The organism is Mesocricetibacter intestinalis, from assembly GCF_004363295.1.
GTDB classification, from domain to species: domain Bacteria; phylum Pseudomonadota; class Gammaproteobacteria; order Enterobacterales; family Pasteurellaceae; genus Mesocricetibacter; species Mesocricetibacter intestinalis.
The window spans coordinates 574468-588888 of record NZ_SNYQ01000001.1; the positions used below are offsets into that span (position 1 = coordinate 574468).

General features: G+C 46.4%; 10 protein-coding genes and 1 tRNA gene. 7 read left to right on the plus strand and 4 right to left on the minus strand.

The features are described 5' to 3' along the window. Nucleotides 1–8: 8 nt before the first annotated feature. The 3 genes from thiP to bioB are packed head-to-tail and all read left to right on the plus strand — an operon-like array spanning nucleotide 9 to nucleotide 3311. Nucleotides 9–1637 carry a thiamine/thiamine pyrophosphate ABC transporter permease ThiP gene (thiP, locus tag EDC45_RS02595; RefSeq protein WP_133543267.1) on the plus strand — a complete coding sequence of 543 codons (1629 nt, stop codon included), beginning with the start codon at nucleotides 9–11 and terminating at the stop codon, nucleotides 1635–1637. Beyond that, nucleotides 1630–2286 carry a thiamine ABC transporter ATP-binding protein gene (thiQ, locus tag EDC45_RS02600; RefSeq protein WP_133543155.1) on the plus strand — a complete coding sequence of 219 codons (657 nt, stop codon included), beginning with the start codon at nucleotides 1630–1632 and terminating at the stop codon, nucleotides 2284–2286. The genes thiP and thiQ overlap by 8 nt, the downstream gene beginning before the upstream one ends. Further along, nucleotides 2283–3311: a biotin synthase BioB gene (gene bioB, locus EDC45_RS02605; protein ID WP_133543157.1), complete on the plus strand. Its 1029-nt coding sequence runs from the start codon at nucleotides 2283–2285 to the stop codon at nucleotides 3309–3311. The genes thiQ and bioB overlap by 4 nt, the downstream gene beginning before the upstream one ends. Nucleotides 3312–3432: 121 nt before the next feature. On the opposite strand, the gene EDC45_RS02610 is transcribed toward bioB, so the two are convergent. Next, nucleotides 3433–4035: a peroxiredoxin C gene (locus tag EDC45_RS02610; RefSeq protein WP_133543159.1), complete on the minus strand. Its 603-nt coding sequence runs from the start codon at nucleotides 4033–4035 to the stop codon at nucleotides 3433–3435. A 165-nt stretch (nucleotides 4036–4200) separates the two neighbouring features. On the opposite strand from EDC45_RS02610, the gene metC reads away from it, so the two are divergent. Then, the gene (metC, locus tag EDC45_RS02615) at nucleotides 4201–5391 is read left to right on the plus strand and encodes a cystathionine beta-lyase (protein ID WP_133543161.1); all 1191 of its coding nucleotides are present in this window, start codon (nucleotides 4201–4203) and stop codon (nucleotides 5389–5391) included. 231 nt (nucleotides 5392–5622) lie between these two features. Here metC and metE read toward each other — a convergent pair whose 3' ends face one another. Then, the gene (gene metE / locus EDC45_RS02620) at nucleotides 5623–7896 is read right to left on the minus strand and encodes a 5-methyltetrahydropteroyltriglutamate--homocysteine S-methyltransferase (RefSeq protein WP_133543163.1); all 2274 of its coding nucleotides are present in this window, start codon (nucleotides 7894–7896) and stop codon (nucleotides 5623–5625) included. A gap of 218 nt (nucleotides 7897–8114) precedes the next feature. After that, nucleotides 8115–8987, minus strand: a complete 873-nt coding sequence (locus EDC45_RS02625) for a LysR family transcriptional regulator (protein WP_133543165.1) — start codon at nucleotides 8985–8987, stop codon at nucleotides 8115–8117. A 124-nt stretch (nucleotides 8988–9111) separates the two neighbouring features. Here EDC45_RS02625 and EDC45_RS02630 point away from each other — a divergent pair, with 124 nt between their 5' ends. Continuing rightward, nucleotides 9112–9759, plus strand: a complete 648-nt coding sequence (locus EDC45_RS02630; RefSeq protein ID WP_133543167.1) for an NAD(P)-dependent oxidoreductase — start codon at nucleotides 9112–9114, stop codon at nucleotides 9757–9759. Between the two features lie 166 nt (nucleotides 9760–9925). Here EDC45_RS02630 and EDC45_RS02635 read toward each other — a convergent pair whose 3' ends face one another. Beyond that, nucleotides 9926–10492 carry a DUF5358 family protein gene (locus EDC45_RS02635; RefSeq protein ID WP_133543169.1) on the minus strand — a complete coding sequence of 189 codons (567 nt, stop codon included), beginning with the start codon at nucleotides 10490–10492 and terminating at the stop codon, nucleotides 9926–9928. A gap of 255 nt (nucleotides 10493–10747) precedes the next feature. Between EDC45_RS02635 and EDC45_RS02640 the strand changes: the two genes are divergently transcribed. Both EDC45_RS02640 and EDC45_RS02645 read left to right on the plus strand, forming a co-directional pair. After that, nucleotides 10748–10832 (plus strand) — tRNA-Leu (locus EDC45_RS02640). A gap of 518 nt (nucleotides 10833–11350) precedes the next feature. Continuing rightward, a complete protein-coding gene (locus EDC45_RS02645; RefSeq protein WP_166635095.1) occupies nucleotides 11351–14386 on the plus strand; it encodes a TonB-dependent hemoglobin/transferrin/lactoferrin family receptor in 3036 nt (1011 codons plus the stop codon). Nucleotides 14387–14421 lie beyond the last annotated feature (35 nt).

The window sequence follows — 14421 nt, forward strand, 5'->3', positions numbered from 1 at the left end:
TCGCAATGATGCGCCCCGCCTTGTTTTTCGCCCGCTTCCGGCCCGCCCAATATGCGGGCGGAATACTGGTTTTAGTTTTACTTTTCGCCGTTTACGGCGGAGCCTTACATGCCGTATTAGCTCAGGGGGAAACGGAAAGTTGGCGCAATATCCTGCAAGATGCCTATGTACGGCAGGTTATTTTTTTCAGCGTTGCTCAGGCCTTTTTATCCGCATTATTCTCGGTACTGATAGGGTTATTATTCGCCCGTGCTTTTTTCTATCAGCGCTTTCCGGGTAAAAATTATCTGCGCAGTTTGTTTTCTCTGACCTTTGTGCTGCCTTCTCTGGCGGTTATTTTCGGCTTATTCGGGGTGTACGGCGCTTCCGGCTGGTTAGCGCAGTTTGCCGCACGGCTGGGGATTGAGCTACAGCCGAATATTTACGGATTAAAAGGCATTCTGCTCGCCCATTTGTTCTTTAATATTCCCCTTGCCGCCCGGATGTTTTTGCCCTGCTTTGCCGCAATACCGAATCAACAGCGCCAGCTTGCCGCACAGCTGAATATCCGTGGCTGGCACTTTATCCGCTTGATTGAATTTCCCTATTGGCGCCAGCAGCTGTTGCCCGTGGCCATCTTAATTTTTATGCTTTGCTTCACCAGCTTTGCCATCGTATTGACTTTGGGGGGCGGGCCGCAATTTACTACCTTGGAAGTGGCCATCTATCAGGCCGTTGTTTTTGATTTCGATTTGAGCAAAGCGGCTTTTTTTACCCTGTTGCAATTTGTTTTCTGCTTTGTATTGTTCAGTTTTGGCAGCCGTTTCGGAGTGATGGCGCAAACGGAAACGGATCAGCTCGAACACTGGTTTGCTCCGCAATCAAGTGCGGTTAAACTTTGGCAAGTTTTTTTTATTACGCTGATGGTTGTTTTTCTGTTACTCCCCTTGCTGAATATTCTGTGGGCCGGATTGAGTTCGGCGCAGCTATCAGATTTGTGGCAAAATCCTTTCTTATGGCGAGCTTTCGGATATTCGCTGAGTATCGCATTATCCTCGGCATTGCTCGCCTTATTGATGGCTTACGCCTTATTATTGGTATCCCGCCGCTTGCATTGGATCGGGCTGAGCGCTTGGGCGGAGGGGTTAATGAATCTGGGAATGGTGGTACTGGCGGTGCCTGCAATGGTATTAGCCATAGGTTTATTTCTGTTGTTACAGGGCATGGAATTTAATAAGCCCGCATTGTTCGGCGTAGTGGTGCTATGTAACGGACTCTCCGCCATGCCCTTTGTATTGCGCGTGCTTTCTCCGCCCATGAGAGCCAATATGCAGTATTATGAAAAACTTTGTCAATCCCTGGGGATAAGGGGCTGGCGGCGCTTTAAGCTGATTGAAGGCCCCTTACTGGCGGCACCCTTTAAATATGCTTTTGCCCTTTCATGCTGCCTGTCGCTGGGTGATTTTACCGCTATCGCTTTATTCGGTAGCCGGGATTTTTCTTCGTTGCCTTATTTGCTGTATCAGCAGCTGGGGAGTTATCGCGGCGATCAGGCGGCGGTAACCGCCATGGTTTTACTGTTATTCTGTTTGGCGGTTTTCCGTCTGGCGGAAAGTTATGCGCCGGGGATACAAACCGGTAAGGATACAAATGATTAAACTGGAACAGGTTTTATTCCGCTATAAATCTATGTCGATGCAGTTTTCTCTGCATATCCGCGCAGGGGAAAAAGTGGCCATTGTCGGCGAAAGCGGTGCGGGGAAAAGTACCCTGTTGAATCTTATTGCCGGTTTTGAACTGCCGCAACAAGGGGAAATTATATTGAACGGAGAAAATCACAGCTTTACTCAACCCTTTGAACGGCCCGTATCCATGTTGTTTCAGGAAAATAATTTATTTATGCATCTCAACGTGGAGCAAAATATCGCTCTGGGGCTGAAACCGGAATTAACATTAACGCCGCAGGAACGAAAGTGTATAATACAGGCGGCAAGCGCGGTCGGGCTAAGGGATTTTTTAAACGAACTGCCGACCCGTTTGTCCGGCGGGCAGAAACAACGAGTGGCATTAGCTCGCTGTCTGCTGAGGGAAAAGCCGATTTTACTACTGGATGAACCCTTTTCCGCACTGGACCCCGAATTACGTAGGGAAATGCTGAATCTGTTTTTACAATTGTGTGATGTCAAAGGATTAACCTTATTGATCGTAACGCATCAGCCGCAAGAACTGGAAGCTAAGATCGACCGTATTATCCGTATCGGCAAAGGTCGCATTATCTCAGAATTTAATCCGAAGGAAACCATATGACAGCCACAAGATTACAAATTTATTCCGTTACACCGCATCCGAGCGTGGAATACTGGTCCGTATGCAAGGTAGAGGCGTTGTTTGAAACCCCCTTTTTAGATTTGGTCTATAAAGCGGCACAAATTCACCGCGATAATTTTAACCCGCGAACGGTTCAACTATCGACGCTGATGTCCATAAAAACCGGCGGTTGCCCGGAGGATTGCGGCTATTGTCCGCAGTCGGCCCGCTATCATACCGGCGTAGCGCAGCAGCAGTTGCTGAATGTGGACGAAATTGTGGAAAAAGCGAAAATCGCGAAGTCCCGCGGCGCCAGCCGTTTTTGTATGGGAGCGGCATGGCGCGGCCCGAAACCGAAAGATATTGCCAAGGTCAGTGAAATTATTAAAGCGGTGAAAGCGCTGGGGTTGGAAACCTGCGGTACTTTCGGGCTGCTTGAAGAGGGTATGGCGGAAGATCTGAAGCAGGCCGGTCTGGATTATTATAATCATAATCTGGATACCGCACCGGAATATTATCAGCAGGTCATAGGCACCCGACAGTTTGAAGATCGCCTGAGTACGCTGGGTAAGGTGCGTAAGGCGGGATTAAAGGTTTGTTGCGGCGGTATTATCGGCATGAACGAAACCCGTAAGGAACGGGCGGGTTTAATCGCCAGCCTGGCCAATTTGGATCCTCAGCCGGAATCCGTACCTATTAACCAGCTGGTTAAGGTGGAAGGTACGCCTATGGCCGATGCGGCGGAGCTGGATTGGACGGAATTCGTACGTACCGTAGCAATCGCCCGTATCACCATGCCGCGCAGCTATGTGCGCCTTTCTGCTGGGCGCCAGGGAATGTCGGAAGAAATGCAGGCGATGTGCTTTATGGCGGGGGCCAATTCCATTTTCTACGGCGATAAATTGTTGGTTACGCAAAATCCGGAAGAAGACGGCGATCAGGTGTTGATGGCAAAACTGGATTTGGAACCGGAAACGGCGGAAAATCGCGGCGCGATCCATGGAACGGAAGAAAATATCCGCTAGAACGCTATTCTCGCCCGCAGAAAGCGGGCGAAGTAAAAAAACGCCAATAAAAAAGAACCACGCCTTTAAGCGTGGTTCTGCGTTCCTAATAAATAATCCTAGCTAAATTAATTTCTATAAATTAAAGTTTGTCCGCGTTTTGTTTTAAGTATTTGGCAACACCTTCAGGGTTATCTTTCATCCCTTCTTTGCCTTTTTCCCACTGTGCTGGGCAAACTTCGCCGTGCTCTTCGTGGAATTGTAGTGCATCGACCATACGTAACATTTCGTCAATGTTACGGCCTAGAGGGAGGTCGTTGACTACCTGGTGGCGGACTACACCATTTTTATCGATTAAGAAAGATGCACGTAGCGCTACGCCGGCTTCCGGATGTTCGATACCGTAAGCTTTTGCGATTTCGTGTTTAACGTCTGCAGCCAAAGCATATTGTACCTGACCGATACCGCCGTTTTCGGTCGCCGTATTACGCCATGCGTTGTGCGTGTACTGTGAGTCGATGGAAACGCCGACCACTTCTACACCGCGTTTTTTAAATTCCTGATAACGGTGATCAAAAGCGATTAACTCGGACGGGCAGACGAATGTGAAGTCTAAAGGATAGAAGAAGATTACCGCTGCTTTACCTTCAATATGTTTTCTGAAATTGAAATTCTCTACGATTTCACCGTTGCCGAGAACGGCTGCAGAAGTGAAGTCAGGTGCTTGACGGGTAACTAATACCATTGTAAAAATCTCCTTATATAAGTGATAAATGTTTTGCACTGTTTTACATTTAAGCGCAAAATTGTCAAAGCTTATTCTAAGTAAAGCGCCCCCGTTTAGATAGTCGATTTTATCTATTAAACCGATTATTACAACCTAATAACTATTTATTACTCGGAAAAAATTATGCCAGAAAAACATTCCTTATCCACGCTTTTAGTTCATGCGGGCCGCTCCGAGCGAGTTACTCAGGGTAGTGTGAATCCTGTGTTGCAACGAGCTTCCTCTTTAGTGTTTAAAAATCTTGCGCAGAAAAAACAGGCGACCCTGAACCGCGCTAAACAAGGGCTGTTTTACGGACGACGCGGTACCCTCACGCATTTTGCCTTACAAGATGCGATGACTGAGCTAGAAGGCGGTGCCGGTTGTTATTTGTACCCCTGTGGCACTGCGGCGGTAACCAACAGTATTCTGGCTTTCGTTGCCGCCGGCGATCATATTCTGGTGAGCGGCGCCGCCTATGAACCCACTCAGGAGTTCTGCCAGCATATTCTGAAAAAAATGGGAGTGGAAACCACATTTTATGATCCTATGGCGGGCGCGCAAGTAGCCACTTTGCTGCAAGCAAATACAAAGGTTTTATTTTTGGAAAGTCCGAGTTCGTTGACCATGGAGGTACCGGATATTCCCGCCATTGTCGCAGCGGTGCGCCGGGTCAATCCGGAAATCGTGATTATTATTGATAATACCTGGAGCGGTGGCATATTGTTTAAAGCATTGGAATACGGCATTGATATTTCCGTGCAGGCAGGCACTAAATATCTGGTCGGCCATTCCGATACCATGATAGGTACGGCGGTTGCCAATGCGCGCTGTTGGGATCAGTTGCGTGAAAACTCCTATTTGATGGGGCAAATGGCCGATGCGGACAGCGCTTATGTAACCGCGCGCGGTTTGCGTACCCTGGGAGTACGCTTGCAACAGCATCATGTCAGCGGTTTAAAGGTGGCACAATGGCTGGCGCAGCGGGGGGAGGTTAAAGCGGTGTATCATCCGGCATTACCAAGCTGTCCGGGCCATGAGTTTTTTAAACGGGATTTTAGCGGCGCAAGCGGGCTGTTTTCTTTCGAATTACAACAAAAATTAAGCCACGAGCAACTGGAACGCTTTATGGATCATTTTACGCTGTTCAGCATGGCATATTCCTGGGGCGGCTTTGAATCGCTGATTCTGTACAACCAACCGGAGGAAATCGCGCGTATTCGTCCGAATATTCAGCGTAAATTAAGCGGTACCTTAATTCGCCTACATATCGGTTTTGAGGATACGGAGGAGCTGATTGCCGATTTAAACGCGGGATTCGAACGTTTAAAATAAGCTTAGTAAACTTAAGGGGCGGCAATATTTTATCTGCCCCCTTTCCCTTAATCTTTTCAATCATTCGGATCAAATTGCTATGGCGGGGTTTCCCCTTATTTTACCGGGGCGTACATAGCAAAAAAACCGGAAAAAACGACCGCACTTAGGCTCGCTTGCTTAGAGGGCTGGCGCAAGGCGAGGCAAAAGTGCGGTCATTTTTTTCGGACTTTTCCGGTAATAGTTTCTCAATCAGTTACTCAGTTCGGCGCGCAGCTTCTTGGTTACGGCCAGCATATTTTCCAATGCCGCTTTGGTTTCCGGCCAAGCGCGGGTTTTTAGACCGCAGTCCGGATTTACCCATAAACGTTCGGCGGGGATCACCTGCAGCGCTTTACGCAGCAAATGTTCGATTTCGCTTTGTTCCGGTACGCGCGGACTGTGAATATCATAGACCCCCGGCCCGATATCGTTCGGATATTTAAAGGCGCTGAAAGCGGTTAATAATTCCATATCCGAGCGCGAGGTTTCTATGGTAATAACATCGGCGTCCAGCGCGGCGATTGCGGCTAAAATATCGTTAAACTCGGAATAACACATATGAGTATGAATTTGCGTACTGTCTTCACAACCGTAGTAAGACAGACGGAAGGCTTCTCCCGCCCATTGCAGATAAGACGCCCAGTCCGCACGTTTTAAAGGCAAGCCCTCGCGGATAGCCGGCTCATCAATCTGAATCACCTTGATCCCGGCTTTTTCCAGATCCCGTACCTCATCGTTAAGCGCTAGAGCGATCTGCTTACATACGGTTTCACGGCGGATATCGTCGCGCACGAAGGACCATTGCAAAATAGTAACCGGGCCGGTCAGCATTCCTTTCATTACCCGCTTGGTTAGGCTTTGCGCATAGGCGGACCAGCGTACCGTCATCGCTTGCGGACGGGACACGTCGCCGAAAATTATCGGCGGTTTTACACAACGGGAGCCGTAGCTCTGTACCCAGCCGAATTTGGTAAAGGCAAAACCTTCCAGGAGTTCACCGAAGTATTCCACCATATCGTTACGTTCCGCTTCGCCATGTACCAGAACGTCCAGATCCAGAGCTTCCTGCTGACGTACCACAAATTCGATTTCTTTTTCCATCAGTCTTTCATATTGTTCAAGGCTTAGATCACCTTTGCGGAATGCGGCGCGCGCCTGACGGATTTCTAGAGTTTGCGGAAAGGAACCTATGGTCGTGGTAGGCAGTAAAGGCAGTTTCAGCCATTCCTGCTGCGCTTTGATTCGTTGGGCAAAAGGGGATTTGCGCTGATCCGCATTGGCCGGTAGCGCTGCCAGACGTTGCCCGACTTCATGCCGGTGAATTTGCTTACTGGCGGCGCGCGACTCGGCGGCCACACGGCTGGCTTCCAATTCCGCTCGCACCGAAGTACGTCCCTGTTGCAATGCTCGCTTCAGCACTTTTAATTCTTCGCTTTTCTGTAAAGCGAATGCCAGCCAGCTGTAGAGATCGGGATTTTCTTCCTGCAAACGGGCTTCCACCGATAAATCATAAGGGCTATGCAGTAAAGAACAGGAGGTGGAAAGCCAAAGTTTATCGCCGCGAGCCGCCTGTAATGGTTCAAGCTTATCCAGCAGGTCGTTCAGATTGGCACGCCAAATATTACGCCCGTTAATTACGCCGACGGACAGCACTTTCTCATAATCGCTAAATGCGTCAAGCTGTTCCGGTGCGCGTACCAGATCTATATGCAGCCCCTCTACCGGTAAGGTTTTTAACCATGGCGCATGTTCGGCGACGGAACCGAAGTAGGTGGCAAAGAGCAATTTTGCATTCACCGCACTTAATGCTGCGTAGCAGCTTTGATAGGCTTCCAGCCAGGCGGACGGCAGATCTTGGGTTAATGCCGGCTCATCAATTTGAATCCATTCGGCGCCGGCATCGGCAAGGGCGCTTAGCAGCTGGCTATACACCGGTAATAATTTCGGCAGTAAATCCAAGCGGTTGAAACCTTCGCTTTTTTCTTTGCCGAGCCAGAGAAAGGTAAGCGGGCCGACTAGGGTCGGTTTTGCCCGATAGCCCAGTGCCTGCGCTTCTTGCAACTGATTGAGATAGTGGCGGGGATTGGCTTTGAATTCCGTGTCCGCATGAAATTCCGGCACCAGATAATGGTAATTGGTATCGAACCATTTCGTCATTTCCAGGGCAAACTGGCACTGATTACCGCGCGCCAGTTGAAAAAACTGATCTAGCTCGAGGTTTTGGCTGTCAAATCCGAAGCGAGCGGGAATGGCACCTGTGGCTACCTGTAAATCCAAAATATGATCGTAAAAACTGAAATCACCGACACTGACGAAATCCGCATCGGCCTGCGCCTGGTGTTGCCAGTTACGGGTACGCAGGGCTTTGGCTAAATCTAATAAATCCTGTTCTTCCAGTTCTTTACGCCAATAACGTTCTTGAGCAAATTTCAGTTCGCGTTTTGCACCTACGCGCGGAAAGCCGGAAAAATGTAATGTCGTCATGTTGCATCTCCTGTTATTTGTTATGGGTTTAGACGTCTATACGTCTTATTCCGTTAGAGAATGCCCTAAGCCTGAATATTATGCAATATCATATTTTTCAGCTTTTACATGAATAATTTTAATAATAAAGGGGCGGATATAGGCGCTTGAGTACAAAAAACTCACAAACTAACCAATAGCCGCCGCTAAGGGAGATGGGGAAGCATCTTTCCCCTTTTTTACTTATGTTGTGCCAGCCACATATCGCAGAAATCTAAATAAACCCGCAGGATAGCGGAAGGGTGGCGGTGAGCGGCATAGATTTGATGTACCGGCAATTCCGGCATGGATAGCCGGGGTAAAATAGGGCGCAGTTCGCCTTTGTCCAAATGAGGTTTGGCAACAAATTCCGGCATTTCGCAAATCGCCATATCCGCCAGCGTGTAATCCAGCAACTGACGGAAGCTGTTAGCGGAAAGTTTTAATTTCGGCGTATAAATTCTATTCCCCAGCTGCCATTTTGTTGCACTACCATGGGTAAAATACCAGCCGGCCAGGGCAAAATTATCCAGTTCTTCAATGCTTTGGGGCTCGCCGAATGCTTGCACAAAGGCGGGAGTTGCCACCAATAGCCTTTGTAGCGGCGCATGGCGTTTAGCGATGACCTTATCGGTAACCAAATCGCCGATACGCAAGGCCACATCAATATCCTCCTCAATTAAGTCCAGACGTATATCCGTGTATTGGCAGCTTATTTGAATATGCGGATAGCGGCGCTGAAAGTCGATAATTAATTTCCCCCAGAATTCAAAACCGTCGGGCAGGGACAGGCGTAAGCGCCCGTGCATATGACGCATATCGCTGCGTACCGTACGTTCCGCTTCGAGCAGGCTTTCGATAGGGTAAAGGGATTGATCAAACAGGCGCTGTCCCATGGTGGTCAGCTTAACGCCTCGCTTGGAACGTATCAGCAATTGTGAATTAAGGGATTGTTCCAATTCACTGATACGGCGGCTTAAGGTAGGTAAGGGTACCTCGATTTTCTCCGCCGCCGCAGATAAACTGCCGCTTTGTACTGCGGCGATAAACATTCTGAGAGCGTTCAGATCCATATTATCCTTCCATTTTTGAAAATTAAGTTCTCTAAAATTGATATTCTATATCAAATTTAAAATCCATATACTGTGCCCATTGAAATAAACAAGAATTTTTCTTTAACTAAAAGAGGACAATATCATGAGAATTGCAGTAATAGGCGCAACGGGTACGGTAGGACGCGGTGTTGTAGCGGAGGCCGCCGCGCGTGGGCATCAGGTAACCGCTTTTGCGCGCAATGTCGAGAATGTGCAAAAATCGGATAATATCAGAGCGGTGGATTTTGATGTAAATGCGCCGGAGTTTGCCGGGCAGTTAAAGGGTTTCGATGCGGTCGTCAGCGCATTTAACAGCGGCTGGACGAATCCGAATGCAGGGGCGGATTTTGCCAAAGGAGCCGCTGCCATTACGGAAGCGGCAAAGCAGGCGGCGGTACCTTATCTCTTGGTGGTTGGCGGTGCCGGCAGTTTATATATTGCGCCGGGCGTACAGTTAATTGATACGGCGGAGTTTCCAAAAGAAATTTACCCGGGTGCAAATGCGGCACGCAACTGGTTAAAGGAGCTACAGGCTCGTCGCGATCTAAATTGGGCCTTTATCTCACCTCCGCCGGCTTTTCTCGGGGATATTCATAGCCGCAGCGGGCGCTATCGCCTAGGTAAAGACGAAGTAATGTTCAGTGGCGAACAGCCGGCGAATATCTCATTACCGGATTTAGCCTGTGCAATTATCGATGATGTTGAAACTAAGAGGCATCTGTTCAGTCGCTTTACGGTTGCTGAGGTATAACTGGAGGATAAGTCTTTATTCGGAAATGTGGTATTTGACCTTCTAAGCAAATAAAAGGGCGAATAAAAAAGCGTTGGCTAAAACCAACGCTTTTGTATGTCTGCTATCCTAATGCCGAGTTATAACGGAGAGGGCGCAAAGCAACTTGAATGTTCTGTCGCTTTTATCAGAGCAGCATCAGCCCTATACCCCATTTCAGGATATCAAAGGAAAACTTACTTTTTTCCAGACTATTTCCGTTTTTATCGGTGGATTTATCCGAGCCTGTTTTTGGTTCTTCCGCCATCGCATTGCGATATTCGCCCTTGACCACGGCAAGATCGGCACGGGCCTGCTTACGCAGAATTTCGCATTTTTCCGTATCCATAGGATCGGTTTTAATCCGATCTTTAAATTTCTTACGCTGGAAGGTTACATAATCCATCGAAATAGGATCTTCTTTAATCATTTTTAAATTATCGCTGCCGATAATATCTTCCAGCGGATAGAAGAAAATATATTGCGAATAAATAAAAGCGTCTTCTTTACTAAAATGTTCCTGCTGAATTCGGGTTAGGTTAGGATAGATACACTGCTCCCGCTGGTTGCCTTCACTAACCCATTTTTGTGCATTTTCATCGGAAAGCTGATAATCGGCACCGGCAAACTGAGCCGGAATCTTATCCTCTGCGCCGCCGAAGGAGCAGGCGCTCAGTGCGCCTATTGCAGTTAATAACAGTAATTTTTTTAACATATTCTGTCCTAGGGTAAAAAATAACGGCTGTTATTCTAGCGGTAAAATAGCTTTCGTCCAAATATAAAACGTAAGGATAAAGGTTTTTTTCATCGGGAATAAATAGAAGCGCTAAAGGGGATATGCGTCGCAGTTGAACGGATTTCGTTCCTGATGAAATTTAGCGCAGTTAGCGGCGATTTTTGATTTTTTACTTGCAATCATAGCAAGACAACGTATAATCCGAAGCGTTTCTGAATGAAGTTTATCAATGTTGCCTGAGTGGCGGAATTGGTAGACGCACCTGATTCAAAATCAGGCGCCTTCGGGTGTGCCGGTTCGAGTCCGGCCTTAGGCACCACTGATAAATTTCATCAAATTTTAAAGCCGCTTTAAGAGCGGCTTTTTTGTTTTTTTAACTTAACTCAATAAGCTATAAATTAATTTGGTAAATTCCTTATTTGATTAAGCCCTGATTTAACTAATGTATTAATCCGGTAATTGACGGGGATAAAATGCTCTGAAATGTTATCCGGAATAAAGGATTTTCCCCCCAATTTTCCCTCAATCCCTGAGTAAATTCTTCCATCGCACACAGTATTATTTTCACTTATTTACTTTCATTATCAAGTAGTGTTTTTAGCTTGTTGCGAATTTACCAGTTAAAAACAATCAAAATCGATAGTTAAGCACTCGTAGAAAATCCTTTTTAATCATGCAGTTAAATTGTATTATTTTTTACCGCTTTAAGTTGATAATGATTATCAATTTTATTATGATGGGCAGGACTCATTTTATTAATAAGTGCCAACAAGGAAGGACGGTAATCTCATGTTATTACTTCATAAAAGTATATCCAGTCGCAAGCGCCGTAAATTAATGCCAGCCACGCTTTTGTTTATTCCTGCTGTTTTAACCCCTCTTACGACGGCCGCTATTGAAGGGCAAGATAATATTGAGGAGAAAAATCTTGAGGCACAAAATTCCGAGGTGAAGAAAAGTGCGGAGGCACCCGGAAAACTGGAGGAAATTACCGTACGCGCTGGTGCGGAGACGGTTTCAACCAATAGTAGTATCAATAAGGATACCAACTTGTTGAATAAGCAGCAGGTAAATAATATTCGGGATTTAGCCCGTTTCGATGCGGGTATTTTTGCGGTGGAGCAAAACCGCGGCGGAACCTCCGGTTTTTCGATCCGAGGGGTGGATAAAAACCGGGTCGCTGTTAATGTGGACGGTCTTCCCCAGTTACAATCCTATCATGCAACCACAAGTTATGTTCTGCGTCCTAAAATCGGAAGCGGAGCCAGAAATGAAATTGAGTTGGAAAATATTGCCGAAGTGGAGTTGAATAAAGGCGGCAGCTCCGTTCGTGGCGGTAATGGAGCGCTGGGCGGTAGCGTTAATTTCAGAACGAAGCACGTTCACGATGTGTTGTCGGAAGGGGAGAAATTCGCCTTGACCAGTAAAACCGCCTATAGCAGCAAAGACAGCCAGGTTATGCAGTCGGTCGGTACCGCCTTTGATACGGGAAAAGTGCGCGGATTGTTCCAATATACCTATCGCAACGGCAAGGAAACCAAGGTTCATAGCAATATTCTGAAGAAAAAATATCAGGTGCAAACAATAGGTGCTTTTGTTGATAAATATAAACTGCTTACTAATACGCCAAACGAATTAAATAGCGAAAATAGCTTGTTTTATAAATGTGAAACCTGTAAGGAAGGTTTTTATACTGCTAAATTGAGTAGATTTCATACTCTGGAAAGTGCGCTCAAATACTACAGAGAGGATAATCCGAACAGACAGTTTACCCCGGAAGAAATGGAACAGCTGAAACAAATGGTATATCCGACACAAACTCTGTCGGCAAAGGATTATACCGGAGAAAATCGAGAGGCCCCGGATCCGAAGCGGCAAACCAGCCATTCTTATTTGTCGCGTCTTGAATTTCAATTAACTCCGAACCAGTCTATCGGCGCTATAGTGGAGGATACCAAGCAGATGTTCGTTACCCGCGATATGTCGCTGGAGGCTTATTATGCTGCAGCGCCGCAAAAGCCGAATTTTGCAAAACCGAAAGAGCCTCCTAAGCCCTCTGGCCCTAACTATAATGATTATTGCATGGGAGAGAAATGTGATGAGAAACGTTATTACCAGGATTTTCAAGAATATTTAAAGAAACTTTATGAATATCGCAGACAATTGCATCAGTTAGAAAAAAATAATAAAGAATATGCCGCTTGGAAAAATTATGAAAGAAAGATCGCAGACTACCATAAGCACTATCTGAAAAATCGTAGAGAAGATGGTGTTATTCGTAGTGCCGGATACTACTTGAAAAATATTATGGAAGGCGCCTATGCACCGGGGCTTTATACTAGAGCCCGTTTTAATACGGAAATACATCATAAAAAGCGGCAAAGCCTCAACTATGTGTTCGATGCTAAAAATAAATGGATGGATCGATTCGAACTTAATTTTGACCTTCAGAAAATCAGCATTCATTCCGATAGCCGAGAGCTGGCCTGTAGCCTGTATCCGAAGGTGGATAAAAATTGCCGGGCAAGCAAGTCGAAACCGGGATCGTACGAAACTCTTACTATTGTGGATTATAAGGAAACCCACAAGCATCTCGGTTTTAAGTTCGATAAGGACTTTGACTTAGGCAATATCCAGTACCATCTTAACTTGATTGGCGGCGGTTCTCATTATGGCGCCTCGCAGGATAGTTATGCCGCCTCTATTGCTTTCAGCGGACTGGAAGCTAAATATAGAAAAGGTAAAGACGGCCGGAATGAGATCTACGTGGTTCCTCCTCCGCCTCATAGCAAGCCTCATTCACACAACAACGCGCACTGTAATCAGCCGCGTAAGGGCAATTCGCAAGAATACTTGGCTTGCGGCTTTAAAATTAAGGGGCAAAACCGCTATTTGGGGATACATAACCAGATTGCCTTCGGCGAATATGCCGAGTTAGGCTTAGGTTTCCGTCGGGATCGTGATTCTGTTGCCGGCAATACGGATTTTTTAGCACACAGAGTATATAAAAATAGCTCTTATTTATTGAGTACGGCTGTAAAACCTATAGAGGGGGTTCGCGTAGGCTATAGTTATTCCACCGGATTTAGAAATCCGAGTTTCCAGGAAATTGTCGGTTGGACCCCGGGCGGTAATTTTTCAAGTCTTCAGCTGAAACCGGAAACCTCAGTAAACCATGAAATCGGTTTTACCTTGAGCGGACGCTGGGGGTATGTGGAAGCGAATAAGTTTATCAGTAAATATAAAGGACTGATTACTATTGCATATAATCTTAGAGATCCTAATCCTAAAGGATACAATAATGCTTCCAATGCTTCGATTGAAGGGTACGGGCTTCGCAGCTGGTTTGATTTGCACGAAATTATCCCTTCGGTACCTTCCGGCTTTAGTACCAGTCTGGCTTATGAACGTACTAAACCGAAGAAAGCCGAAAAGACAAATAATAATTTTATGGGCTACGAGATATTATATCCCTTTGATGCAATACAGCCGGCGCGTTTCGTGGTCGGACTGAATTATGACGCGCCTTCGGAAAAATGGGGTACTTCATTGCTAATGACTCATTCCAGAGCAAAGGATATACGCGAGTTACTCAATAGTAATGAGGTCGGTAAAAATACGGGCACCTATGATCTATATACCGATTTAAAAACTTCTCCTTGGACGACGTTTGATTTGTTGGGTTATTATCAGATTAGAAAGCATATTACTCTAAATCTGGGGATCAATAATCTGTTGAATAAGCAATACAGCACCTGGGAATCCGTGCGTCGTAGTGCGAGAACTTCACCGCATCAGGAGAAATTATTAAGTGTTGCTCGCTATGCGGCACCGGGGCGTAATTATTTTGTGAGCCTGAATATTAAATTCTAGATTTATTTATACGCTCATTTTCAGCTAAATTCGGT

Bases quoted from the DNA above. Each gene is read 5' to 3' on its own strand.
- EDC45_RS02625 (WP_133543165.1), bottom strand. From the start codon at position 8,987: ATGGATCTGAACGCTCTCAGAATGTTTATCGCCGCAGTACAAAGCGGC.
- metC (WP_133543161.1), top strand. From the start codon at position 4,201: ATGCCAGAAAAACATTCCTTATCCACGCTTTTAGTTCATGCGGGCCGC.
- thiQ (WP_133543155.1), top strand. From the start codon at position 1,630: ATGATTAAACTGGAACAGGTTTTATTCCGCTATAAATCTATGTCGATG.
- EDC45_RS02630 (WP_133543167.1), top strand. From the start codon at position 9,112: ATGAGAATTGCAGTAATAGGCGCAACGGGTACGGTAGGACGCGGTGTT.
- EDC45_RS02610 (WP_133543159.1), bottom strand. From the start codon at position 4,035: ATGGTATTAGTTACCCGTCAAGCACCTGACTTCACTTCTGCAGCCGTT.
- EDC45_RS02645 (WP_166635095.1), top strand. From the start codon at position 11,351: ATGCCAGCCACGCTTTTGTTTATTCCTGCTGTTTTAACCCCTCTTACG.
- metE (WP_133543163.1), bottom strand. From the start codon at position 7,896: ATGACGACATTACATTTTTCCGGCTTTCCGCGCGTAGGTGCAAAACGC.
- EDC45_RS02635 (WP_133543169.1), bottom strand. From the start codon at position 10,492: ATGTTAAAAAAATTACTGTTATTAACTGCAATAGGCGCACTGAGCGCC.
- bioB (WP_133543157.1), top strand. From the start codon at position 2,283: ATGACAGCCACAAGATTACAAATTTATTCCGTTACACCGCATCCGAGC.
- thiP (WP_133543267.1), top strand. From the start codon at position 9: ATGCGCCCCGCCTTGTTTTTCGCCCGCTTCCGGCCCGCCCAATATGCG.